This window comes from Pedobacter sp. NJ-S-72 (assembly GCF_053890575.1).
On sequence record NZ_CM132681.1, the window covers coordinates 4,492,669 to 4,515,257 of the forward strand.

The window sequence follows — 22,589 nt, forward strand, 5'->3', positions numbered from 1 at the left end:
ATAAAATTGAAAAATATTCTTCCCGATGAACCGGGCCGTCCTCTGGCGAAGAAGTAAACATGAATTAGTCAATTAACTGAGTTCGTCTATTTTTAACTGAATTTCTTGTTGTTCAGTTAGTGTTTTGGCTAAAGAATACGCCCGCCCGAAGTTGAGTCTTGCTTTTTGGCGGTCGGTGGCTTTGTAAAGCTCGCCAAGGAGGATAAAGTAAAAATGATTGCTTTCTAGTTTTAGTTTTTCTGCCTCAATTAAAGCTGCCTGCTGTCCATTTGCTTTATATAAGGCAAAAGTCCTGTTCAGGGCGACACTTGGGGAGTAGTTAACGAGGAGGAGCTGATTATACAATTGTAAAATGTCTTCCCATTTTTCTTTTGTATCCTCTTTGATGATGCAATGCCAATAGGCAATTCTTGCTTCTAAATGATAGGAGCTGATCTCGTTTCCCTGTGCTGAAAGGCTTAAAAAGTATATCCCCTGATTTATTAAATCGGTATCCCATAATTGTTCATCCTGTTGTTCGTAAAGGATCATGGCACCCTCACTGTTCTCTCTTGCACTAAAGCGGGAGGCGTGGAAACACATCAGCGCAATTAAAGCATTTGTTTTTGGCCGGTTAGTTCTTTCATATGCGGTTAACATCAAACCCAGCCGTAATGCTTCCAGACACAAGTCTTTTCTTAAAATCTGATTTTGAGTTTTTGAATAATACCCCTCGCTGAAAAGTAAGTAGATAATATGTAAGACATTGTCGAGCCGGTTGGTTATTTCATTTTCTGACGGCAGCTCCATTTGCACCTTTTCAGTGCGTAATTTTTCTTTTGCCCTGAATAATCTCTTATTAATAGTTTCTTTATTGGATAAAAATGCTTCTGCAATTTCATCAATGCCGAAACCGCAAAGAATACGCAGCGCTAATCCAATCTGTGCTTCACTGGCAATAACAGGAGTACATATAGCAAAGAGCATTTGTATCTGGCTGTCTTTGATGTTCTGGCTGGAGAAGCTCAATTCTGAGATTTCATAGTCATTTTCTTGTCTCAGGTTTAGTTCTGGAAGAATTTTGTCGTTTAAAATCTTATTTCTTCTAAAATACTGAAGTGTTTTTTGCTTAGCTACGACATAAAGCCAGGCTGTTGGATTTTTAGGAATACCTTTCATTTTCCATGACTCGGCCGCAAGCAAAAATGTTTCGCTTACAATGTCTTCAGCAAGTTCAATATGCTCCAACCCAAAAAGCTTGCTGATGACGGCAACCATTTTAGAGAACTCCTGTTGAAACAGATACTTTAAAGATTCGCTTTCCTTTTCCATAATTAAACGCAAAACCTGCTCCTGTGATAGAGAAGGTTTTGCGTATTTAATAAGTTTTATACGAGTACAGGACGTATTTCAACACTACCACCAGCATCCAGTGCAGGACTGCCGTGAGCTAATGTAGTTGCCTCCTCTAAGCTATCTGCTTTAACAACAATAAAACTACCCAGGCGCTCTCTGATTTCAACAAATGGCCCATCAGTGATCACTCCACCAGCTTTAAGTACTTTGCCTTCGGGAGCAAGACGTTGCGGACCATTACTGGCGAGTTTTCCCTGTGCTGCTATTGCTCCAACCCAATCGTACCATCTCTTTGTAAGTGATTTCATCTCCTCTTGTGAGAGGTTACTGTAGTCATAGCTGGGTTGACGGAATAATAACATGAAGTCTTTCATCTTTTTCTGTTTTTATGGTTATTGAATATATGAATTACAAAATTCACTATGTAATAAAAATCTATTTCGTTTGTGCTGTGTGCTGATAAGATCCTCCCTTGATGCCGAAAGCAATGTTAAGACGATTATAGCTGTTGATCGTTGTAACAGCCAAAGTCAAATCAATTAATTCCTTCGCTCAGAAAATTGCTTTACAGCATTTTCGTAAATTTCATCAGGAACCTGGCCGTCTGTGATTTTAGTAACCGCTTCTGCCCAGGCAAGTGCCGCACACTCTCTGTCGCTATAAAGCGGTGCTTCACGCCATGCATTCAATACATAAAGACGCTGTTCTGTTTCGCCCATTGCACGCAATTCTTTTGCATGCATATCAAGACAATAAGCACAGCCGTTAATTTGTGATACTCTAAAATAAATTAATCTTAAAAGTGATTGTTCAACTGGCGATTTCGCCAGATAGGTACCTAAGCTATACATTGCTTTCATAGCGTTCTGACCTTTTTCGTGAAGATTGATTCTCTGTCCCATTTTATTTTAATTAATAATGATTTATACCTCAGTAATGTTTGAGATTATAGGAATTGGACATCCGTTGAGAAATTTTTCTGTTGCCCTTGTTTTTTATTCTTTAACACTTAGATTTTCAGCTGGCAGATTACGTTATATTTGAAAACCTCATTCGATCGATGGAATTTTATGAAAGCAATACTTTTTTCTATTCTTCTCCTTTTTTTAGTCAATACAGCTGTCTTTTCTCAGGAATGTAACTGTGCCGAAGAATTTCAATATGTTAAAAGTAAGATCGAAAAAAACTATGCTGGATTTAAGGATAAAGTCAACCCTAAAACCATGATCGCTTACCAAAAATATACTGCGCAGGTGTTGGAAAGATCAAAAAAGATCACTTCTTCACCCTATTGCATTAATCTCATTAACGAGTGGATTGGGTTTTTTAAAGATGGACATATTGAAGTCGGGCGGAACAGACTTTCTAAAGAGAAATATGATGCCGATCAGCAGAGGCTGATTGCAGGTGTCGAAAAACAGGTGGTGGGTGAAAACGAATTAAGCAGGCTAAAAAAATCTGTGGGTATAGAGGGAGTCTACTGGGATAAAGACTCTGTTTATAAGGTCGCGGTGATAAAAAACGAAAATGGTTTTCGTGATTATGCGGGTGTCATTCTGGAATCAAAGATCAAAGCATGGAAACCGGGCTTTATAATTTTAGAATTAAAAGATGAGAAAAAGATTTTAAAAGGAATAGCTTATGATAAATACTATACGCCTGAACCGGTATCTTTTAAATTAGGTCAAAATGCATTAGGCGATTGGCAAAGAGAGGGTACAAGCAGGACAAAAGTGGAAAAAGTTTTGAGTGATGATGTCTCGTGCAAATTGCTTTCTGATCAAACGTTCTATATACAGATTGGGACTTTTAACCAGAGAAATGCTAAAAGTATTGACTCTTTAATTCTTTTTAATAAAGAAATTCTGGATAAAACACCTAACCTGATTCTGGATTTGAGAAATAACGGAGGTGGTGCAGATTTCTCTTACCGCCCTCTGATACCTTATTTTTATACTAATCCAATTAAAACTGTTGGCCCGGATATCTTATCTTCAGATGATAATATAGCCGGTTGGGCCGGGCTGTTGAAAATGAATGATATGCCTGAAGATCAGAAAGTGTTTATCCGTGAAAAGATAGCAGCGATGGAGTCGCACAAAAATGAATTTATTGATTTAGGGGCAGACAAAGATCTTGTCCTGGATAGTATCAGCGTATTCCCTAAAAGGATTGTTGTCTTGATTAATAAAGGCTGTGGCTCAACAACCGAGCAGTTTCTTCTGGCCGCAAAACAAAGTAAAAAGGTAACCGTTATGGGTGAAAATTCTGCCGGAGTATTGGATTACGCGAATGTTAGAGATATCTCATTTAGCTGTATGCCATACGCGCTGCACTATGCAACGAGCAGGAGCAGAAGAGTCGATAAGGGGCAGGGTATTGATAATGTTGGTATCAAACCTGATCATCTATTGACCCCATCCCAAAATTGGGTAATAGCGGCACAACAGTTTTTAGAGAAAAAATAAAGCTGCTTAAATGGTAAATCCTTTGCCAAAAACATCATGCACGTCGTGGATCACAACAAAAGCATCAGGATCTGTTTCGTGTACCATAGTTTTTAGCTCTATTAATTCAGGCTTACTGATCACTACATAAATGACCTCTTTGCGATCTTTGGTGTACGCACCATGGCCGTGTAGTACTGTCGCCCCTCTTACAAGGCCTTTAGTTATTTTTTCGGCAATGATTACGGATTGAGCAGAGATGATTGTAACCGCTTTTTTAGTATTGAATCCTTCGACAATAAAATCTACAACTCTGGCGCCGATATAAACTGCAACAAGCGTATACATTGTTTTTTCAGGGCCGATAATGAAGGTAGATAGTCCGATAACTACAATATCAACAATCAGCATTGCTGTGCCTAGTTTCCATCCCCATAATTTTTGAAAAAGACGGGCTATAATTGCAGAACCACCTGTTGTTCCCCCAGATAGGAAAACCAATCCTATACCTCCACCGACAAATAAGCCAGCAAATATAGCGGCAAGTAAAGGATCTGAAGTTAAAGGAGGATGTGTGTTTTCTGTAAGGAATAGAAAACAGAGAGGAAAAGATACCGAACAGCGTATATACAATTGTACGTTTGTCGAGTAATTTATACCCTATGGCCATCAGTATAGCATTCAGGATCAGGTTTAAAATACCTGGCGACCAGTGGAAATAATAAAAGGCCACAATGGTCAATCCGATTACCCCACCTTCGGATAATTTATTTGGAATGGCAAAGTAGTTAATACCCGAGGCAAAAATAAGGGTCCCTAAAATTATCAATGCGATATTTTTTGCGTGTTCTTTTGTTGCCAGCGTTGCCATGATGTTGTTTTAGATATTGTAGGTAAATAGAATTGAGCGATCGTTAAAAAGGCTTTCAGCGATATTTATTCTGCAAATATCTAAAACAAATCCGGGTTTTATACAACTAATTCCATCCTCCTCCTAACGAACGGTAAAGATCTACCATTGCACTGAGTTGCTGACGTTCTATATCCATGAGGCTCAATTCACTCTGTAAAACATTACTTTGTGCAGTAATTACCTCCAGGTAATTGGGCCATTTTTTTTTGAAGAGCATATCTGCATTTTTGATAGCCAGCTTCAGGGTTTGTACCCTTGATTCTTGTAAGCCGCGTTGTTTTTTTAATTTATTAAGTTTCACAAGCGCATCAGTTACTTCAGTAACGGCGTTAATAATTGACCGTTTAAATTCTATAACGGACTTGTCTTTGTCAATTTTGGCTAGTTCAAACTGCGTTTTCAGTTGACGGCGCTGAAATATTGGCTGCGTTACACCTCCTGCTACTGTACCGAATAATGAGCCTGGAATATTAAACCAGTTGCTGGCTTTAAAGGTATTAATACCTCCGCTTGCAGTAATCGTTAACGAAGGATACATACTGGCCTGTGCAGCTCCAATCCGGGCATTTGCAGCCATAACATTCAGTTCTGCGGCTTTGACGTCTGGTCTGATTGCAAGGATATCAGCAGGGATACCTGTTGTTAAATGTTCGGCTACAGAAAATGCTCCTAAGCTCACTTTTCTTTCAATTTTTGAAGGGAAAGTACCTGCCAGTGTTCTTAATGCGTTTTCCTGAATGGTGATGAACTGTTCCAGTTGAGGAACAAGTAATGCTGCAGAGAGCTGTTGTGCTTCGGCTTGTTGGACAGCAAGGATGTTTACCTGCCCCGCATCTTTCTGTAGACGGATAACAATCAGTGTGCTGTCATTAAGAACTACATTATGCTTCGCTATTTCTAACTGTGCATCAAGCATAAGCAAATTGAAGAATCCTTGTGCAACATTAGCTACAACCTGTGTTTGAACAGCTCTGGCGGCAGCTTCTGTTTGCAGGTAGCCATCCAGTGCGGCTTCTTTCGTTCTTCCAATTTTTCCCCAGATATCTGCTTCCCATGACAAGCCCAGGTTTGCGTTATAATCCTCAATATGTTTTGTTTGGGCAAACTCTGCAACACTTATCCCGTTGAGACTGTTGCCCGAAGGTCTGCTGCTTGATGCATTTATCTGTAAATTTACTTCTGGTAAAAATCCTGCATTGGCTAGTTTCAGGCTTTGTTTAGCACTCTCTATATTTTTAATCGCAAATTGCAGATCAAAATTGCGTAACACGGCGCTGTCTATTAATTCCTTTAAGGTCGGTTCTGTGAAGAAATCCTTATAGGCAATATTTGCTATACTTGGCCCGGAAGCAGTAGCTGCTGTCCGGGTATTGAATTGTTCTGGCAGGGCAGTCTGGGGTCTGACATAATCCTTCCCCATTTTACAAGCCGATAAGACCAGTGGTATAGATAAAACGTATATATATTTATTCAGTTTCATGTTCAAAATTTCTAAAGACCTGTTAAATTCTGTTCTTTGTGTGTGCCACTGATTTTCTCATGCAAATACTGAAAGGCGACGTAAAGTACTGGGATAATGAACACACCCAGTATTACACCCAGTACCATTCCGCCTGCCGCACCCGTTCCAATAGACCGGTTACCAAATGCTGATGGACCAACTGCCCGCATCAATGGAATTAATCCTACAATGAACGCAAGGGAAGTCATAATAATCGGACGTAGTCTGAGTTTAGAGGCTTCCAATGCAGATTCTAATAATGACATTCCTGCTTTACGGCGCTGTACAGCATATTCAATAATCAGAATTGCATTTTTTGCCAGTAAGCCAATCAGCATGACCATTGCAACCTGAACATAAATATTGTTCTCCAGGCCAGCCATATTGACTGCTAATAATACACCCAGTATACCTACAGGAACAGAAAGAATAACTGCCAGAGGTAAAATATAACTCTCATATTGGGCCGCCAGCAAGAAGTAAACAAAAAGTAAACATAAGCCGAATACTGTGGCAGCCTGTCCGCCGGATGATTTTTCTTCCAGAGACATCCCCGTCCATTCATAGCTATAACCAGCCGGTAAATATTTGTCAGCTACTTCTTCTGTTGCCGCGATTGCATCGCCTGTACTGTATCCGGCTTTAGCCATCGCATTAATACTGATCGCATTGAAAAGGTTATACCGTGAAACGGTTTCAGGTCCATATACTCTTTTCAGTTTAATCAGCGTATTGACAGGAACCATTTGCCCTCCCGTATTTTTAACAAATATTCCATTGATTGATTCAGGAGTAGCTCTTGACGCTACATTTGCCTGTACAACAACTCTGTAATACTTGCCAAAACGGTTGAAATCTGAAGTTTGTATACTTCCATAATAGGCTTGCATAACACCCATCAGGTCTTTGATGCTCACCCCCAATTGTTTGGTTTTTACGGCATCGACTTCCATTTCCAGCTGCGGATAGTCAGTTCTGAAAGTAGTAAATGCAGCCTGTATTTCTTTGCGTTTCATGAGCTCCTGCGTAAAGCCCTGAGCGATTTCACTGAATTTATCAAGTTTGGCTCCTGTACGGTCCTGTAAGACTAATTCAAGACCGCTTACATTCCCGAAACCAGGGACTGTAGGCATCGTGAATACAAATATGCTGCCTTCCAGAATGGTTGATAGCTTTTGGTTCATTACGCCAATGATTTCATTGATATCCTTTACTTCGCCCCTTTTATCGAGATCTTTTAGTTTGACGAAACCAACGCCAAATGATGGACTGGTAGCTGAGCTCAGCATGTCAAAACCAGAGATACTGGTAATGTTTTCAGTTGATGGCATCGTTTTGATAATACTGTCTGCTTTTTTCAAAGCTTTTCCGGTCCGGTCTAAAGAAGACCCGGCAGGCATTGCCATAGAAAAAACAACAAAACTGCCATCTTCATCAGGAATAAACCCTTTTGGTGTGGTACGCAGCATCCAGAAAGTTAAAAGCATCAATAAAGCCAAAGCACCAAAACTTGCCCATTTGAAACGGATCAGGACTTTGATGCTTTTAATATATCTATCGGTCATTGCCGAAAATCCAGTATTGAAAGCCGTGAAGAACTTGTCGCTGAATCCAACTTTTTTATTAGGATCTGTATGGTTGTTTTTCAAAAACAGCGCACATAATGCAGGACTAAGTGTTAATGCATTCACGGGGCCGAAATCACAATAGCAATTGCCAGTGTAAAAGCAAACTGTCTGTAGAATACTCCTGTAGGGCCTTCCATAAATCCTACTGGTAAGAACACGGCGGCCATAACCAATGTGATGGAGATTACTGCTCCGGTAATATCATGCATGGCAGATAAAGTTGCCGGGCGCGCAGCAAGATGTTCATGTTCCATTTTTGCGTGTACAGCCTCAACCACGACAATAGCATCATCCACCACAATTCCAATTGCCAGAACTAGTGCGAACAGGGTTAATAAATTAATAGAGAACCCAAATAGCTGCATGAAAAAGAATGTTCCTATAATCGCCACAGGGACTGCAATAGCCGGGATCAATGTCGATCTGAAATCCTGAAGGAAAATAAACACAACAATAAATACCAGTATAAAAGCCTCTATCAGGGTATGTATTACCTGTGAAATAGATTGATCCAGCTGAACTTTTGTGCTAAAAGGAGTCTGATATTTTAAGCCTTTAGGGAAAGTCTTTGAGAGAGCTTTTCCATAGCCATATTGATCTCTTCCTGTACTTTGTTAGCATTGGATCCAGCTGTTTGGTAAATAGCCATACCAGCACCAAATTTGCTGTCTACCCAGGTGTCTCCACTATAGGTATAAGAGCCAAATTCAACTTTAGCCACATCTTTTACACGTAATACTGAACCATCGGCATTGGCACGTATAATCATTTCTTCGAAACCGAATGGCTGATTAGATTTTCCTTTATATTTCAGGACATATTCAAAAGCTTCTTTACTTCCCTCTCCAAATTTACCGGGAGCAGCTTCAACGTTCTGATCCTGGATGGCTGCCATTACCTCCTGAGGACTCAATCCATAAGAAGCCATTTGCTCTGGATTTAACCAGATACGCATCGCATAATCTTTGTTCCCGAATACGGTGACGTTACCAACTCCTGAAACCCTTTTCAGTACTGGAATGACATTTATTTTTGCATAATTTTCTACAAAGGCAGCGTCGTATTTTGACTTTCATCGGAAATAGACATGAACATAATCATGCTGTTTTGTTGTTTCTGCGTAGTTACACCAATTTGGACAACTTCGGCTGGTAATTGACTTACTGCCTGTGATACTCTGTTCTGCACGTTTACTGCCGCCTGATCAGGATCTGTTCCAAGCTTAAAATAGACCTGCAAACTCAACGCACCGTCGTTACTTGAGGTTGACTTAATATAAGTCATGTTTTCCACACCATTGATTGCATCCTCCAAAGAGGGGGCAACAGTACGAGCCACCGTTTCTGCATTCGCACCAGGATATACTGCGGTAACGAATACACTCGGCGGTGCAATATCCGGGAACTGCGTAACCGGGAGTTTTGTCATACTTAAGAATCCAAGTATTAACAACAAAATGGAGATCACCGTAGCTAATACGGGTCTTTCTATGAATTTCTTAAACATGGGGTAATTGTATTATGATGCCGGATAATTCAATTACCCGGCTTATGTTTATATTATTTTTTCAGCTTTAACAGAGGCCGATGCAGAACCAGGCGTAATAACCATTCCTTCCTGTAAGCGATCAAGCCCTGTAAATACGATCTTGTCACCAGGTTTGAGACTGCCTTTAATGATGTAATCTGTACCGCTTTTACCAGCTATATCAATCATCACTCTGCTGATTTTATTGCTGTCAATTAGCTTATAGACAAATACTTTGTTCTGCAATTCCATTGTTGACGCTTGCGGAATCATTAAAGAGCTTTCGTGAACCTGATCGATTCTTACTTTTCCTGTATTTCCTGCACGTAACAAGCCATCCGCATTAGGGAATGTTGCCCTTAGCATAATTGAACCAGTGTTTTTATCAAACTGTCCATCAACCATGGTGATATGTCCAGGATGAGGGTAAATAGTGTAATCAGCCAGAAGTAACGAAACCGGAGGTATCTGTTTGATCTTCTCAGTCAGCGTTTTACCAGGGTATTGTGCTTTGAAATTGATGAAGTCACACTTTCTCTATTGAGAAATAAGCATAGATTTCATGTACGTCTGAAAGCGTTGTTAATGGTTGCTGGTCATTTTTACCGACCAAACTGCCCAGTCTGCGCGGGATTCTGCCTATGAAACCACTAACAGGAGCTTTGATACTGGTGAAAGCCAGGTTGATTTTTGCCGATCCTACAGCTGCTCTGGCTTGCTCAAGATTCGCTTTTGCCACATTATAAGTTGCCTGTACCGTCTTCAATTGTATAGGTGAGACTACATTGCTTTTAACCAATGGAATTACTTTATCTACTTCAAGCTGCGTATTGCTCAGGGTCGCTTCTGCGGCATGCATTACTGCAATTGCATTATTTAACTGCTGCTGGTAAGGCTGATCGTTAATTTTAAACAGTAGCTGGCCTGCCTGAACAAAAGCACCTTCATCTATATAAACTTTGTCCAGATAACCATCTACCTGAGGTCTGATTTCAACGTTTACTTTCCCTTCAAGTGTACCAGTATAGTCTTTAGTAGTTGCTGCAGATTTAGCAAGCGTAATTACTGGTATTGCAGGTGGAGGAGTCTGCCCGCCAGGGTTTTCATCCTTTGAATGGCAACCAAATAAAACAGTAATCAGTAATGCGGAACAAAATAAGATGCCCGGTCTTCGTAATAGAAGAGATTTGTTTTCAACTTTCATGAGTCTGATAGGATTTTCATAATTGCGGAAACCTATATTGCTTAATGAAATACAGATTACAACGATGCAATTTTATGATTAAAGCGACAAAGTGAAGGTGAAGAAATAACTGAGAACGCTTTATTGGCAGATGAAACAACTTTCAGCGCAACTGAATCAGCTATCGAGCCATTTTTTAAACTGGCTGGCCTTTTCTTTACTAATATGTATTTCGGCCGCTGCCGCAGGAGCAAGTATCAGCTTCAATTTTCCGTTAAAATAGTTGTGAATACTCTCCAGACTTTTGATATTAATCAGGTATTGTCTGTTAGCACGAAAAAATATTGCAGGATCAAGCTGTTCTTCCAATTCGTCCATTGTATAGGAAATAGCTTGTTCCTTTGCATCACTCGTCACAATATTTGTGATTTTGTTTTCTGAATAAAAGTAAGCGATGTCAGGAACCATAATTGTTTTATAACCATCCCTGTATGGGATTAGAAAACGGGAACGGTAATTAGGATTTTGTTTTTTAATAATCGCAACAACTTCCTCAATTGTTCCGGAAGAGATTTTCTGGGTGTTTTGTTGTTTGAATTTGGAAATACTTCCCCTTAATTCTTCTATATCTATTGGTTTTAAAAGGTAGTCGATGCTGTTCACCTTAAATGCACGCAGTGCATATTCATCATAAGCTGTAGTAAAGATAACGGGTACAGTAATCTCCACCTTAGTGAATATTTCAAAACAGATACCATCTGCCAGGCGTACGTCCATTAGAATCAGGTTGGGGTGTGGATTTGACCGCAGCCATTGCACACTATCGGCAATCGTATCGAGTATCGCAATGATTTCAGTCTGGCTGGCTATCTATTTCAAGCAATATTTTTTGCAGACGTATCGCGTTTAGTTTTTCATCTTCTATGATTAATACATTCATTTTATATTATTCTGATATTTCTAATAAAGGTAATTTAACGATGAATGTGTTTTCATTCTCCGTTATTTTCGGACAAGCGTCCGATAAGAGCCGGTAACGACTAATAATATTCTTCAGCCCTACCCTTGTTGAAGGGATATGAAAATTCACTAGCTGCAAATTATTCGAAACTTCGAGCCACCCATCTTCGTTGATACGGATGTCAATGTGTAAAGGGCGCGAACGGGATGCAATATTATGTTTAATTGCATTTTCTATCAGTAATTGCAATGTGATCGGTGGAACGCCTTTTGTTTCATAATCTTCTGGTATATTTATATCAATTTGCAAATTATCTGATACTCTTATTTTGATCAGGTAGATGTAAGAATTGATAAACTTAATTTCATCCTTTAATGAAATAATATCCCTGCTCAGATTAATAATCATATAGCGGTATACTTTAGAAAGGTTATCCAGGAAAAGAAGAGCAGAATCCGGGTTTTCAACAATCAGACTTGATAAAGTGCTGAAATTATTGAACATGAAATGCGGGTCGAGCTGTGCTTTTAATGATTGCAGTTCTGCCTGCATGGCGATCTGGTTCAGGTCATATGCCTTAAGTTCGAGTGCTGATGTTTCCAGCATAGAGATTTTCCATTTACGCAGGAAAAAGTCGGCGGTATAGATTGCACTGATTAATGTACTTATCACAATACTTACCATGAAAACCTGCCAGCTGAATGTTTTATCGCTCTGTGAATAATTGTTGTTTTGCGGATAAACGAGATGATCAATATAGAGCAGCATACTGATGACTATACATGCACTGATAATCTGTAGAAAAAACTGGCAAAAGAAACGTAATACGGGGGATTCCAGCCATGGTATATGACGATCCAGCCATCGGGCAATGAGTAAACTGGATTCCGTAATTAAAAAACAGACTACCATTACACCCAGCCATTCAGTCAGTAAGGTGTATAGGGTCTGGTCAAAATACCTGCTCCAGGATGGATCATAGGGATTTAACAGGTAAATAAAAATGTAAAAACAAAAGAAGACTATAGGTAAAATGAAAAATCTGAAATTCTGATAAAAGGCACGTTCACTTACTGTTTTATTCTTGGCCATAGCTTTAATGTTTATTATTCATCAATGTAACAGGTTACAACCTGTAAAATTAATGCCAGAATTAATAATGTAATGAGCTTATTGACTGAACGTCATATTTGTCACGCTGAAACAGTCTTTTAAGTTGCTCAATAGTACCAGCCATTAACGGGGCCTTTCACAGATATGACAAAGATAGAAAAAACAGGAGTGTAATCCTTACAGCTCAATATGGCTTTTTTATGTTAGCTAAATAGATTTTTCTATTTTGTAATACACTTTAGGTATAAATGCTTTCTTTTTGATAAAAATAGTTCTGAAATACAATAAATAATTCTTATTTAGCTAACTATTCTTACAAGAATAATTTATTCTACATATTGTGCCCCAAATAACAAATAACTAATCTTATTTATTCTAAATGAAAAGAAAACTACTCAATTTTATTGTGTTGAGCTTGCTATGCATTAGTTCTGCATTTGCACAAAACGCAACAATAAAAGGTAAAGTTACAGGCAAGGATGATGGTCTTCCAATTCCAGGAGTATCTGTGAAGGTGAAAGGCAAGACTGCAGGTGCTCAAACAGATGGAAACGGGGCCTTTATTGTAGGGCCGGTAACTCCAACAGACGTGATTGTTTTTTCAGCAATCGGTTATACTACTAAAGAACAGACGGTAGGATCAAATACAGTGATTAATGCCGCATTAAGTGAAGATTCTAAGTCTTTAAGTGAGGTTGTGATTAATGTCGCTTATGGAACTTCAAAGAAAGAAGCCATTACAGGTTCAGTAGCTCAGATTGGCAAAAAAGAGCTGGAGAGAGACCATTGACTAATATTAACAGCGCACTGTCAGGATCTTCTGCTGGTGTGATGTCTAGTGCAGGAAGTGGTCAGCCAGGTGCTGCAGGATCTATACGTATTCGTGGTTTTGGTTCTATTAATGCGTCAAATGTACCATTATACGTAGTTGATGGTGCACCTTATGATGGAGATCTTGCAAATCTGAATGTTAATGATATTCAGAATATTTCAATTTTGAAAGATGCTTCTGCATCGGCTTTATATGGATCACGTGCAGCGAATGGTGTCGTGATTGTAACCACAATTAAAGGTAAAAAAGGCGGCGATCAGTTAGGGGTGAATATTACTCAGGGCGTAAGCTCAAGAGGAATTCCTGAATATGAAAGAGTTGACGCAAATCAATATTATCCTCTGGCATGGGAGGCTTATAAAAACAACCTCGTTTTTAAAGGGGAAAGTGATGCGGCTGCCAGAATAAAAGCTAGTTCATCCATTAAAGGCGCTTTAGGATATAATCCTTTCAACGTCGCTGATGGTGCTATTGTAGGTACTAATGGATTGTTAAATCCAGATGCAAAGCTTTTATATAATGACTTTGACTGGACAGAACCATTAAGACGTGTTGGTAAAAGAACAGATGCGAATATCAATTACAGTGGTGCTTCTGAAAAATCCGACTATTTCATGTCACTAGGTTATCTGGATGACAAGGGATACGTTCAGCGTTCAGATTATAACAGGGTTACTGGTCGTATTAGCCTTAATGCAAATCCATTGACATGGTTCAAAACAGGTTTAAATATTTCAGGAAACCTGACTAAATCCAACAGAGCGAGTGGTCAAACCTTAAACTCTCAGGGAACGACAGCAACAACAGGTTATAACAATCTTTTCTATTTTGCGCGTAATATAGGTCCAATCTATCCAGTTTATATGCATGATGCTTCTGGAGCATTCATTACAGATAAAAACGGTGATAAAGTATACGATTTAGGTGATAAACGTCCTTCTGGTGCAAGTAGTGGCAGACAGACACGTTGTACAAGAAACACTTTTAAACACCGATTTAACTAAAATAAATACTTTGAGTGCAAGAACTTATGGAGAAATTACTTTCCTGAAAGATTTTAAATTCACTCAGAAACTTAATGTAGACGTAACGAATTTTAGCGCGAATGGTTATAATAACAAGTTTGTAGGTGACGGAGCTCCATCGGGGGCTGCTGACAATGTTCGTTCTACAACAACCTCATTCACTTCAACTCAGGTTTTGAATTACAATAAAACTATTGAGAAAAGTAATTTTGATTTTCTTGCGGGTCATGAAAACTATAAATATGATTATTCTTATCTGACAGGAGAAAGAAATGGTCAGGTTTTAGATGGAAATACGGAACTGATTAATTTTACTACAACAAGTGATCTGAATGGCTATAAAAATGTTTATAACCTTGAATCTTATTTCACGCAGTTAAATTATAACTACGATGGTAAGTATTTTGCTAACGGTTCATTCAGGCGTGATGGTTCATCTAAGTTCGGGCCGAATACAAGATGGGGTAACTTCTTCTCGTTGGGAGCTTCCTGGTTAATTTCTGCTGAAAACTTCATGAAAAATACCACTTGGGTAGACTATTTGAAATTGCGTACATCTTATGGTTCGGTAGGTAATGATAGATTACTGGATGCTGATGGCAGAGAAATCTACTACAACTATAAATCATACTATAGCTTAAACTATAACAATAACAAAGAAGGTGGATTAGTGATCAATACTTTGGAGACCCCTGCATTAAAATGGGAAACCAATTACTCTACAGATATCGCTTTAGAATACGGATTGTTTAAAAACAGGTTACGTGGTACGCTGGAGGTATTTGACAGAAGATCAAATAATTTATTATTTAATGTACCTAACCCACTTTCCAGTGGAGTCTCTACGATTGCCAGAAATGTTGGAAGTATGTACAATAAAGGTATCGAGATTGAAATTGGCGGAGACATTATTAAAAGAAAGAACTTTAAATGGGATGCCAATATCAACTGGACTGCAGTTAAAAATAGAATTACACAACTAGCTGATGAAACACCAGTAATTGTGAGTGGAACCAAGCAGTTAGAAGTTGGTCATTCCAGGTATGATTTCTGGTTAAGAAAATGGGCTGGTGTAGACCCTGCTGATGGACTTTCATTATATGTAAGAGATAAGAACATTCCTGCTGGCGATGCGTCGAAAAACAGAACCATTAACGGGGTAGATTATACCACAGATCAGAGTAAGGCAGAATTTGGTTATGCAGGTACTGCTATTCCAAAATTTGCAGGAAGTATTACTAATACGTTTAGCTATAAAGATTTCCAGTTTTCATTTATGGTTAATTACCAGGTTGGCGGTAAAGTTTATGACTCATCTTATGGCGGGTTAATGTCTTATGGTTCATATGGAGGAGCATTGCACGTTGATGCATTAAATGCGTGGAAAAATCCAGGTGATATTACTAATGTACCACGTTTGGATGTTGTACGTACGTCTGTTTCCAATAATGCAGCCTCAGACCGCTGGTTAATTGATGCTTCTTACCTGGCTTTCAGATCGGCAACTTTCTCTTATAGTTTACCAAAAGCATTAATTGCAAAAGCTGAACTTAAAAGTGCAAGGGTTTATGTTGGTGGAGAAAACTTATTCTTATTGTCTAAACGTAAAGGTCTTGATCCTAGTTCTTCTTATACAGGAACTGTTTCGGCTGGTTATTCACCAACGCGTACAATTACATTGGGTTTAAATGTTGCATTTTAATTAATTAAGCACGGATGAAAAATTTAAAATATAAAATACTTTCTTTTTTACTGATTGCATTGACCTTTGCATCGTGTAAAAAGTCTTTTTTGGAAACGGTTCCAACTGACAGGGCAGACGATGCTACTGTGTTTAAGAATACAACTAATATCATGGGAGCCTTAAATGGTATTCATCGGATGATGTATAAGCAGTTTGATACTGATTATCAGGATCAGGGTGGAGAATCTGGTATGAAAATCATGATTGACATGTTGGGAGAAGATGTTGTAATGACTGCAGCTGGTAACGGCTGGTATAATCGTGTTTACCAATGGATAGACCACAGAAATGCCGCCAGTGCGAGTGATAAATATGCTTACAAATTCTATTATACAGTCATAGTAAATGCAAATAAAATCATTGAAAAGGTAGATGCCGCCGAAGGTCCACAGGTAGAGAAGGATGTAATTATGGCCGAAGCACTAACCTATAGAGCATGGGCCCATTTTATCCTTGTGCAGTTATATGCCAAACGTTATGATGCAGATGGCAATAACACACAAGCTGGTATACCTATTGTACTAGTTGCGAATATTACACCACAACCAAGAGCAACTGTTGAAGCGGTTTATACGCAGGTAAATAAGGATATAGATGCAGCTATCGCTATTTTCGGTACCACACCAGCAAGAGCTAACAAATCTCACTTTGATTTGAAAGTAGCAAAAGGTATTAAAGCAAGAGTTGCCTTAACTCAGGGGCAATGGACTGTTGCTGCGGCTAATGCTGTAGCGGCAAGAGCTGGTAGCCCATTAATGAATAACGAACAATATAAAAGCGGATTTAATGCTTCTGAAAATCCTGAATGGATTTGGGGAAGTAAACAAATTGAAGATCAGAGTTCTGGTTTCTCTTCTTTCTTCGCTTATATGTCTGCTAATTTTAACTCTAGTAATATCAGGGCAAATCCTAAAGCGATTAACTCCGTATTGTATGATAAGATCTCGCTTACAGATGTAAGAAGAGGGCTTTGGGATCCAACAGGTACAAATAAAGATTTCCCAATTGCACCAAATGGCGCAAGAAAAACCATATATGAATAGAAAATTCCTGGTAGCCGGTAAAACTAGTGTAGGTGATGTTGTACACATGCGTACTGCTGAGATGTACCTTATTGAAGCTGAAGCTTTAGCAAGAGCTGGTCAAACTGGTCCGGCACAGGCTGCATTGTTTATATTAGCTAATACAGAGATGCTAAATATGCTTTATCAACCAAAACAGGTGACGATTTGATTAATGAAATTCTAATTCAGCGTCGTATTGAATTATGGGGCGAAGGTTTCCGTTTTACGGATCTTAAGCGTCAGAATTCTGCTTTAGACAGAACTAAATCTAATCATACTACTGAACTTGCACAAACTTTAAATGAAGTTGCTGGTGATGTGAGATGGCAATGGATGATTCCTCAGGATGAAATCAATACAAATCCATTGATTGGTAAAGGTGGACAAAACCCGTAGTGTTTTTTTATAGTATTCAGAGGCTATCCCAATAGGATAGCCTCTTTTTTTTGCAAAAATCTATTCTGATGACTTTAGAACAGCGGTGAGCTCCTGAAGGGTTTTATTTTTTACATCAGATTTCCATGGCTGAATCTTTCCGTCGCTGTAATAATCAAGTGTATAGGTTCCTTCAATGTCCCCGGCCTTATAAACGAAGCCGCTTACTTTACCGTCATAAACACCACAACTACCCATGTATACGCCCAGGCCATCATTGTTATCTGCTAGAAATTCCTTAAAAAAGGCATTGTCCAGTGGCTTGCCCCGGTCGTCGTATAAATACATGGAAAGTTTTTTCAGCTTACGGCTGTATTCTCTCTCATTGTTCTGACTTTCTTTTTCTGCAGCTTGCTCAAGGTAAAGTTTGTTATTTCTCTGAAAATAGGAGTAAAACCTTTTTTTATCAATGTTGTCCTGATCTGAAAAATCATAATACCTATATATAGTGGTTTTTTCAGTTTTATTATCCGGAGTTAAATCTTCTATTTTCCTTCCTCCTGGACTAAAGGTGATTCTCATTCCATTTTCTCCTGCATGTTCAAGCAAGTAGCCATGTGGAATTAAAGTCACGACGATCAGTTCTACGGCATGCGATCCAAAAAGACCAATCCTGAAAGCTTCTGTTTTTGAATTGTTAACCGTACGGACGATATCTCCAGAACCACCCTTGACCCGAACTGGAGAATTTCTATACCGTTCTCCAAAACACCATTGATGAAGCTGTTTTTTTTATCGACAGTCGTGAAGGCTGTCTGGTTATCTTGTTCAGTCATCATCAGCTTATAGAGGTCATTATACCATTGCTCAATTAGCTTTCCATTTTTATAATAGTCGAAAATCAGCCAGGGGCTACCAACGTTTGTCTGCTTAAAAAAACCATTATAGGGTTTTCCATCTTTCAGATCGCCTGTCAGATAATCACTATATTCAGCATTGCCCAGATATATTGGATTTATCCCTTTTTTGAGTACTGCTGAAACATGCAGATTCATATTGAGTTGTTTTGCGATTTTTTGCTGTGCGTTCAGACAATCATAACACAGTGCATATTCTCTCGACAATTCCTCGTTTTTAACACATTTGAAATCACTTTTTGTAGTTGTAATTTCATTTTTGCTATTCAAATAGAACTCATCTTGCTTTTCGTTTTGCGCAAAAGTAAGTAGTGGTGTCATCAGGAGTAAAGTGTTAATTTATACATATGATATTTATAGGATAACAGTAAATGTAGTTGAATGTTTTCCTGTTATCTCCTGAAGTTATTAAAATAATCATTTAGCTTTCCGGTAATCAATTAATATCTTAGCAGGATGTCATCGCATCATATAGTCAGAGAAAAACAGGAGCCAGCCTTATATATTCACAACCTGGGCAATTTTGATGAAGAGTATTTGGGACAGATCCTGGAATGGAGCCCTACTTTAATCGTCAATGGTGCCATTTATGAAAAAGTTCTGAGCCTGGGATTAAAAGTAGACGTTATTTTAAATAATGTAGAAGGATTAGTTCCCCAGGAAAACACGAAGTCTATTATTGGCCCGGGAGACGAATACAATACAGTATTAAATTATCTGATTTCAGAAAAATACCCAGCTGTAAATATCATTGATGATCAGAAAGCATTGTCAGATCTGGCTTTCTATCTTCCCAAAATCAACATTGTTCTATTTACAGCAACGGAAAAATCATATGCTGTTAAAACAGGGTTTAATGTTTGGAAGCCTGCAGGAAGTGTTTTTTTGATTGATGTAGTTTCCTATTTTGAAGCAACGAACCTGATGCAAAAAGAAGAGCGAGGATTTGAAGTAGTGAAGGATGGTTTTGTAGAATTCACCTTTAGTACTGAATACGTGTTTTTAACGGAAAAGATATGATTACTCTAAGAAAAGCGAAAGAAGAAGATCTGCCTGTTATTCAGCGGATCGGTACAATTACATACGGGCCAACTTATACGCACCTGATTGGTCAGGAGCAGGTTGACTTTATGCTTGATAAATTTTACAATATCGTTGCCTTAACGCAGCAGCTGATGGAAGGTCACACTTTTTTGATTGCACAGGAAGGAGACACCGATCTTGCTTTTGTATCTTATTCATTAGAAACACGCGGAGAGCGCAGTGTGGTCAAATTACATAAGTTATATGTTCTGCCTGAGGCTCACGGAAAAGGATTGGGTAAACTTCTGGTTAACGAAGTGCGGAATAAAGCTATAGAAGCTGGTGCAGTGAGCCTGGAGTTAAATGTAAACCGTTACAATAAGGCAAAAAGATTTTTATGAGAAGGCTGGTTTCATTATTAAAGAAACCGTCGACATTGAAATTGGCAACGGTTTCCTAATGAATGATTATGTGATGGCACTGCCTTTGGTACCTGTAAAATCCTAATTAGTTAGTTTAGGTATTCTGGTCGGCGTATCTGTACCTTTTACAATAGTTATCGCACTTTTAGCAATTGCTTTAATCGTGGATAATATGTTATCAGTATCCAGGGAGCTGTATTCATCTTTTACTGTATGATACAGTTTGTCTGTATCTATCTGATCAGTACTAATCGTATGCGCAGGTACACCTAAAGCAGCTAGAGTAGCATTGTCACTTCTGTAGAACAGATTCTGTTGCGGATAAGGATCAGGATGAAAAGTAAATGCCGTTCCTTCCAGATTCTTTTGCAGGATCTTTCCAAATCTGATTTATCAAAACCGGTAATGAAAGCTGTATTTTTTCCGAACTTACTTTCTTTCCCGATCATCTCAATATTAAACATTGCGGTAACTTCATCAGGATTCAATTGCTGTGAGAAATATCTTGCACCAAAACCTCCTATTTCCTCCGCTGTAAAAGCAACGAAAATAAGTGTGCGCTCATTGTTGTTCAGTTTTTTATAATATTTGGCAAGGGCTATCATTGCTGTAGTACCAGAAGCGTCATCGTCTGCACCATTTGCAATGCTGTCCTGATCTGCTGAATGAATTATGCCCAGGTGATCGTAATGTCCGGAAAAGACCACTAATTCTTTGGCTTTTGATTTCCCGGGAATAATTCCTGCAACATTAAACAGTGGTAATTTATCGATGTTGTTTTTTAAGGAAACATTGAAGGTTTTTAAAGTCGTATCAGAAGATAATACCAGCACTAAAACAGATGGATTAGCGTGATCTACGGTTTCTTCGTCTACAACAGCAGCTTTTGAAACGTAGTCCTTTAACTGGTTAAATTCATTGGTGAATTTTTTTTATCTACCAGAACCAGCTGACGTTTTTTGTTGCGTACTAAAAGCCTGTATTGTTCTCTGAATGACTTTGAAGGATCAAGTTTTACCCAGCCATCGCTGTTTGTGTTGTCTAAATTCAGAGTGGCAGCAGTATTTCCCCAAATAGCTACTTCGGCCGGAGTGATAGCTTTTCCGTCAATAGATACTTCTGCTGATGTTGGTTTAACCTGGTATTTATAGAAAGTTTGTCTGTAGCTTGCGGCACCTTTTAATGGTTGCAATCCAATTTTCTTGAACTCAGCTTCAATAAAGGTTGCAGCTTTATCAATCCCGGGACTAAATGTTGCTCTTCCCTGCATATCATCACTACTCAGGGTTTTAATCAGGTTGTCTACGTAATCTTTAGAGATAATTTTATCAATATCCTGGGCTGTTGCCGTTCGGGCGATAAAAAGTAAGATTAAAGGGTAATAAAGTATTTCATCATAATTTAGTTAATGTTTCTTTTTGATTCTCTATTGCTGTTTCTACTCTCGTATCATGCACTCCATCGGTAACTTCAATCTCAAAATCCCTGTCTTTCTCCGAAGTATGGATCTGACTAGTCTCAAGATTTTCAACTGACCTGTCGTATGGACCTCTGGAACTCATCATTTTCACAAAAACGGGCAAACATTCAAAGAAGATAAAGAGCAGGCCGATGAATGTAACAGCCAGTGCAGTTGTCGTATCCCGGCTGCCATTCGTATTAAAGCTTAATTGCCCTAATGCCCAGTTGCGATCGGCGAATCCGGCAATATTTGTTAAACTATCCAATTGTTTGCCTGTGTAAAGCCGTTCGGATAATAAACCATCAAATTGCTTTCTGCCATCCACAAAATGCTCCATCCTTCTTACATCCGCATTCAGCGAATCCAGGTTTTGTTGTCTTTGTTTTAATTCTTCTTCTTTTCTTTTTGCATAAGGGCCATACCCCATTACCCCTGATGTTTCAGTTGTTTTGGTGCCGAAGACTTCAAAGTTAAGCTTTTGTCTGTCAGATTTGATCCCGCTTTCCAAAGAATCCCGCTGCGCTTTAGATTCCTTCAGCTTGTTCAGCTCTATGGTATATTTATTTGTGAAAGCCTTATTTAAGGTGTCGATCTTTGAACGCTGATTATTCAGATAACTTACTTTTAGCCGCTCTTTAATCTCCTTATCGAAGATTTTAAGTTCTAACGGGCGTGAAATTACCATACCAATCATAATGGCCAGTAATATACGCGGGGTTGCCTGCAAAATCTGCCTGGTTGAAGAAGAATTCTTATTGATACTGGACACGATATAGCGGTCCATGTTAAAAATAGCAAGCCCCCAGAGTATGCCGAAAAATATGGCAAAAAGGACAGCGGCAGTATCACCCTTAAAAACAAAGTACATGGCATATCCGCCAGACAATGCGGCAAATAAACCGGTAAAGAAAATAGTTGCGCCAATACCAACATATTTAGTGTGTTCGGTAGGGTGCTTCTCTAATGTAGGCTGGTGTATTCCAGAGCAGAACCAGAAGAAACGTGACAGAGCATCCATAATAACAAAGTTAAGAAAGAATACTATTAAACGCCCGGCATTCTTAGTTGTTACAACGTATAAGCCGAAACCATAAAATTTGACGTGTGTTTAGCAGAT

General features: G+C 38.8%; 24 protein-coding genes and 2 pseudogenes. 9 read left to right on the plus strand and 17 right to left on the minus strand.

Annotated elements, in window-relative coordinates:
- Positions 1 to 72 precede the first annotated feature (72 nt).
- The 3 genes from ACWYN3_RS29735 to ACWYN3_RS29745 all read right to left on the minus strand — a co-directional run bounded on the left by ACWYN3_RS29735 (position 73) and on the right by ACWYN3_RS29745 (position 2,237).
- Positions 73 to 1,311, minus strand: coding sequence for an RNA polymerase sigma factor (locus ACWYN3_RS29735; RefSeq protein WP_456217543.1), 1,239 nt, complete (start codon positions 1,309 to 1,311; stop codon positions 73 to 75).
- Positions 1,312 to 1,367: 56 nt separating this feature from the next.
- A complete protein-coding gene (locus ACWYN3_RS29740) occupies positions 1,368 to 1,709 on the minus strand; it encodes a YciI family protein (protein ID WP_456217544.1) in 342 nt (113 codons plus the stop codon).
- A gap of 165 nt (positions 1,710 to 1,874) precedes the next feature.
- Positions 1,875 to 2,237, minus strand: coding sequence for a carboxymuconolactone decarboxylase family protein (locus ACWYN3_RS29745; protein ID WP_456217545.1), 363 nt, complete (start codon positions 2,235 to 2,237; stop codon positions 1,875 to 1,877).
- Between the two features lie 168 nt (positions 2,238 to 2,405).
- On the opposite strand from ACWYN3_RS29745, the gene ACWYN3_RS29750 reads away from it, so the two are divergent.
- Entirely contained in the window at positions 2,406 to 3,803 is a 1,398-nt protein-coding gene (locus ACWYN3_RS29750; protein WP_456217546.1) for a S41 family peptidase, read from the plus strand.
- Between the two features lie 6 nt (positions 3,804 to 3,809).
- On the opposite strand, the gene ACWYN3_RS29755 is transcribed toward ACWYN3_RS29750, so the two are convergent.
- From ACWYN3_RS29755 to ACWYN3_RS29790, 8 genes and pseudogenes are all read right to left on the minus strand, one after another.
- Positions 3,810 to 4,082 carry a YitT family protein gene (locus ACWYN3_RS29755; RefSeq protein ID WP_456223197.1) on the minus strand — a complete coding sequence of 91 codons (273 nt, stop codon included), beginning with the start codon at positions 4,080 to 4,082 and terminating at the stop codon, positions 3,810 to 3,812.
- Positions 4,068 to 4,653: pseudogene (locus ACWYN3_RS29760) on the minus strand (YitT family protein); the annotation flags it as partial. The gene ACWYN3_RS29755 and the pseudogene ACWYN3_RS29760, both read right to left, overlap by 15 nt.
- Positions 4,654 to 4,759: 106 nt before the next feature.
- Positions 4,760 to 6,175: an efflux transporter outer membrane subunit gene (locus ACWYN3_RS29765; RefSeq protein ID WP_456217547.1), complete on the minus strand. Its 1,416-nt coding sequence runs from the start codon at positions 6,173 to 6,175 to the stop codon at positions 4,760 to 4,762.
- An 11-nt stretch (positions 6,176 to 6,186) separates the two neighbouring features.
- Positions 6,187 to 9,330 (minus strand): annotated as a pseudogene (locus ACWYN3_RS29770) (efflux RND transporter permease subunit).
- 48 nt (positions 9,331 to 9,378) lie between these two features.
- Positions 9,379 to 9,756 carry an efflux RND transporter periplasmic adaptor subunit gene (locus tag ACWYN3_RS29775; RefSeq protein WP_456217548.1) on the minus strand — a complete coding sequence of 126 codons (378 nt, stop codon included), beginning with the start codon at positions 9,754 to 9,756 and terminating at the stop codon, positions 9,379 to 9,381.
- A 121-nt stretch (positions 9,757 to 9,877) separates the two neighbouring features.
- Positions 9,878 to 10,555 (minus strand): efflux RND transporter periplasmic adaptor subunit, encoded by a 678-nt coding sequence (locus ACWYN3_RS29780; RefSeq protein WP_456217549.1) that lies wholly within the window; start codon positions 10,553 to 10,555, stop codon positions 9,878 to 9,880.
- Between the two features lie 156 nt (positions 10,556 to 10,711).
- Positions 10,712 to 11,353 (minus strand): LytR/AlgR family response regulator transcription factor, encoded by a 642-nt coding sequence (locus tag ACWYN3_RS29785; RefSeq protein ID WP_456217550.1) that lies wholly within the window; start codon positions 11,351 to 11,353, stop codon positions 10,712 to 10,714.
- A 127-nt stretch (positions 11,354 to 11,480) separates the two neighbouring features.
- Positions 11,481 to 12,587 (minus strand): sensor histidine kinase, encoded by a 1,107-nt coding sequence (locus ACWYN3_RS29790; RefSeq protein WP_456217551.1) that lies wholly within the window; start codon positions 12,585 to 12,587, stop codon positions 11,481 to 11,483.
- Between the two features lie 400 nt (positions 12,588 to 12,987).
- Here ACWYN3_RS29790 and ACWYN3_RS29795 point away from each other — a divergent pair, with 400 nt between their 5' ends.
- From ACWYN3_RS29795 to ACWYN3_RS29820, 6 genes are read left to right on the plus strand one after another with little or no spacing between them, the layout of a single operon-like run.
- A complete protein-coding gene (locus ACWYN3_RS29795) occupies positions 12,988 to 13,398 on the plus strand; it encodes a carboxypeptidase-like regulatory domain-containing protein (RefSeq protein WP_456217552.1) in 411 nt (136 codons plus the stop codon).
- Positions 13,395 to 14,444, plus strand: a complete 1,050-nt coding sequence (locus ACWYN3_RS29800) for a TonB-dependent receptor plug domain-containing protein (RefSeq protein WP_456217553.1) — start codon at positions 13,395 to 13,397, stop codon at positions 14,442 to 14,444. The genes ACWYN3_RS29795 and ACWYN3_RS29800 overlap by 4 nt, the downstream gene beginning before the upstream one ends.
- Positions 14,445 to 14,454: 10 nt before the next feature.
- On the plus strand, positions 14,455 to 16,167 hold the full coding sequence (locus ACWYN3_RS29805; RefSeq protein ID WP_456217554.1) for a SusC/RagA family TonB-linked outer membrane protein: 1,713 nt from the start codon (positions 14,455 to 14,457) through the stop codon (positions 16,165 to 16,167).
- A 14-nt stretch (positions 16,168 to 16,181) separates the two neighbouring features.
- Positions 16,182 to 17,252, plus strand: a complete 1,071-nt coding sequence (locus ACWYN3_RS29810; RefSeq protein WP_456217555.1) for a RagB/SusD family nutrient uptake outer membrane protein — start codon at positions 16,182 to 16,184, stop codon at positions 17,250 to 17,252.
- Complete coding sequence (locus ACWYN3_RS29815; RefSeq protein ID WP_456217556.1) at positions 17,245 to 17,442, plus strand: RagB/SusD family nutrient uptake outer membrane protein; 198 nt, start codon at positions 17,245 to 17,247, stop codon at positions 17,440 to 17,442. Before ACWYN3_RS29810 ends, ACWYN3_RS29815 begins: the two co-directional genes overlap by 8 nt.
- Positions 17,439 to 17,669, plus strand: coding sequence for a RagB/SusD family nutrient uptake outer membrane protein (locus ACWYN3_RS29820; protein ID WP_456217557.1), 231 nt, complete (start codon positions 17,439 to 17,441; stop codon positions 17,667 to 17,669). Before ACWYN3_RS29815 ends, ACWYN3_RS29820 begins: the two co-directional genes overlap by 4 nt.
- A gap of 60 nt (positions 17,670 to 17,729) precedes the next feature.
- Here the strand turns inward: ACWYN3_RS29820 and ACWYN3_RS29825 are convergent, their stop codons facing one another.
- The gene (locus tag ACWYN3_RS29825; RefSeq protein WP_456217558.1) at positions 17,730 to 18,281 is read right to left on the minus strand and encodes a hypothetical protein; all 552 of its coding nucleotides are present in this window, start codon (positions 18,279 to 18,281) and stop codon (positions 17,730 to 17,732) included.
- A gap of 11 nt (positions 18,282 to 18,292) precedes the next feature.
- Positions 18,293 to 18,886, minus strand: a complete 594-nt coding sequence (locus ACWYN3_RS29830; protein ID WP_456217559.1) for a hypothetical protein — start codon at positions 18,884 to 18,886, stop codon at positions 18,293 to 18,295.
- 135 nt (positions 18,887 to 19,021) lie between these two features.
- Here ACWYN3_RS29830 and ACWYN3_RS29835 point away from each other — a divergent pair, with 135 nt between their 5' ends.
- Together ACWYN3_RS29835 and ACWYN3_RS29840 are read left to right on the plus strand one after the other, a co-directional pair.
- Positions 19,022 to 19,585 (plus strand): thiamine pyrophosphokinase, encoded by a 564-nt coding sequence (locus ACWYN3_RS29835; RefSeq protein ID WP_456217560.1) that lies wholly within the window; start codon positions 19,022 to 19,024, stop codon positions 19,583 to 19,585.
- A complete protein-coding gene (locus ACWYN3_RS29840; RefSeq protein WP_456217561.1) occupies positions 19,582 to 19,989 on the plus strand; it encodes an N-acetyltransferase family protein in 408 nt (135 codons plus the stop codon). Before ACWYN3_RS29835 ends, ACWYN3_RS29840 begins: the two co-directional genes overlap by 4 nt.
- Before the next feature lie 102 nt (positions 19,990 to 20,091).
- Here the strand turns inward: ACWYN3_RS29840 and ACWYN3_RS29845 are convergent, their stop codons facing one another.
- From ACWYN3_RS29845 to ACWYN3_RS29860, 4 genes are all read right to left on the minus strand, one after another.
- Positions 20,092 to 20,400 (minus strand): M28 family peptidase, encoded by a 309-nt coding sequence (locus ACWYN3_RS29845; protein ID WP_456223198.1) that lies wholly within the window; start codon positions 20,398 to 20,400, stop codon positions 20,092 to 20,094.
- A complete protein-coding gene (locus ACWYN3_RS29850) occupies positions 20,289 to 20,843 on the minus strand; it encodes a M20/M25/M40 family metallo-hydrolase (RefSeq protein ID WP_456217562.1) in 555 nt (184 codons plus the stop codon). The genes ACWYN3_RS29845 and ACWYN3_RS29850 overlap by 112 nt, the downstream gene beginning before the upstream one ends.
- 68 nt (positions 20,844 to 20,911) lie before the next feature.
- Complete coding sequence (locus ACWYN3_RS29855; protein WP_456217563.1) at positions 20,912 to 21,280, minus strand: hypothetical protein; 369 nt, start codon at positions 21,278 to 21,280, stop codon at positions 20,912 to 20,914.
- Positions 21,281 to 21,404: 124 nt separating this feature from the next.
- Positions 21,405 to 22,490, minus strand: coding sequence for a DUF4407 domain-containing protein (locus ACWYN3_RS29860; protein ID WP_456217564.1), 1,086 nt, complete (start codon positions 22,488 to 22,490; stop codon positions 21,405 to 21,407).
- Positions 22,491 to 22,589 lie beyond the last annotated feature (99 nt).

What these genes read in the sequence shown, in the direction of transcription:
- ACWYN3_RS29735 (WP_456217543.1), bottom strand. Translation starts at nt 1,311, where the DNA reads ATGGAAAAGGAAAGCGAATCTTTAAAGTATCTGTTTCAACAGGAGTTC.
- ACWYN3_RS29740 (WP_456217544.1), bottom strand. Translation starts at nt 1,709, where the DNA reads ATGAAAGACTTCATGTTATTATTCCGTCAACCCAGCTATGACTACAGT.
- ACWYN3_RS29745 (WP_456217545.1), bottom strand. Translation starts at nt 2,237, where the DNA reads ATGGGACAGAGAATCAATCTTCACGAAAAAGGTCAGAACGCTATGAAA.
- ACWYN3_RS29750 (WP_456217546.1), top strand. Translation starts at nt 2,406, where the DNA reads ATGAAAGCAATACTTTTTTCTATTCTTCTCCTTTTTTTAGTCAATACA.
- ACWYN3_RS29765 (WP_456217547.1), bottom strand. Translation starts at nt 6,175, where the DNA reads ATGAAACTGAATAAATATATATACGTTTTATCTATACCACTGGTCTTA.
- ACWYN3_RS29775 (WP_456217548.1), bottom strand. Translation starts at nt 9,756, where the DNA reads ATGGTTGATGGACAGTTTGATAAAAACACTGGTTCAATTATGCTAAGG.
- ACWYN3_RS29780 (WP_456217549.1), bottom strand. Translation starts at nt 10,555, where the DNA reads ATGAAAGTTGAAAACAAATCTCTTCTATTACGAAGACCGGGCATCTTA.
- ACWYN3_RS29790 (WP_456217551.1), bottom strand. Translation starts at nt 12,587, where the DNA reads ATGGCCAAGAATAAAACAGTAAGTGAACGTGCCTTTTATCAGAATTTC.
- ACWYN3_RS29795 (WP_456217552.1), top strand. Translation starts at nt 12,988, where the DNA reads ATGAAAAGAAAACTACTCAATTTTATTGTGTTGAGCTTGCTATGCATT.
- ACWYN3_RS29810 (WP_456217555.1), top strand. Translation starts at nt 16,182, where the DNA reads ATGAAAAATTTAAAATATAAAATACTTTCTTTTTTACTGATTGCATTG.
- ACWYN3_RS29815 (WP_456217556.1), top strand. Translation starts at nt 17,245, where the DNA reads ATGAATAGAAAATTCCTGGTAGCCGGTAAAACTAGTGTAGGTGATGTT.
- ACWYN3_RS29830 (WP_456217559.1), bottom strand. Translation starts at nt 18,886, where the DNA reads ATGACACCACTACTTACTTTTGCGCAAAACGAAAAGCAAGATGAGTTC.
- ACWYN3_RS29835 (WP_456217560.1), top strand. Translation starts at nt 19,022, where the DNA reads ATGTCATCGCATCATATAGTCAGAGAAAAACAGGAGCCAGCCTTATAT.
- ACWYN3_RS29840 (WP_456217561.1), top strand. Translation starts at nt 19,582, where the DNA reads ATGATTACTCTAAGAAAAGCGAAAGAAGAAGATCTGCCTGTTATTCAG.
- ACWYN3_RS29855 (WP_456217563.1), bottom strand. Translation starts at nt 21,280, where the DNA reads ATGCAGGGAAGAGCAACATTTAGTCCCGGGATTGATAAAGCTGCAACC.
- ACWYN3_RS29860 (WP_456217564.1), bottom strand. Translation starts at nt 22,490, where the DNA reads ATGGATGCTCTGTCACGTTTCTTCTGGTTCTGCTCTGGAATACACCAG.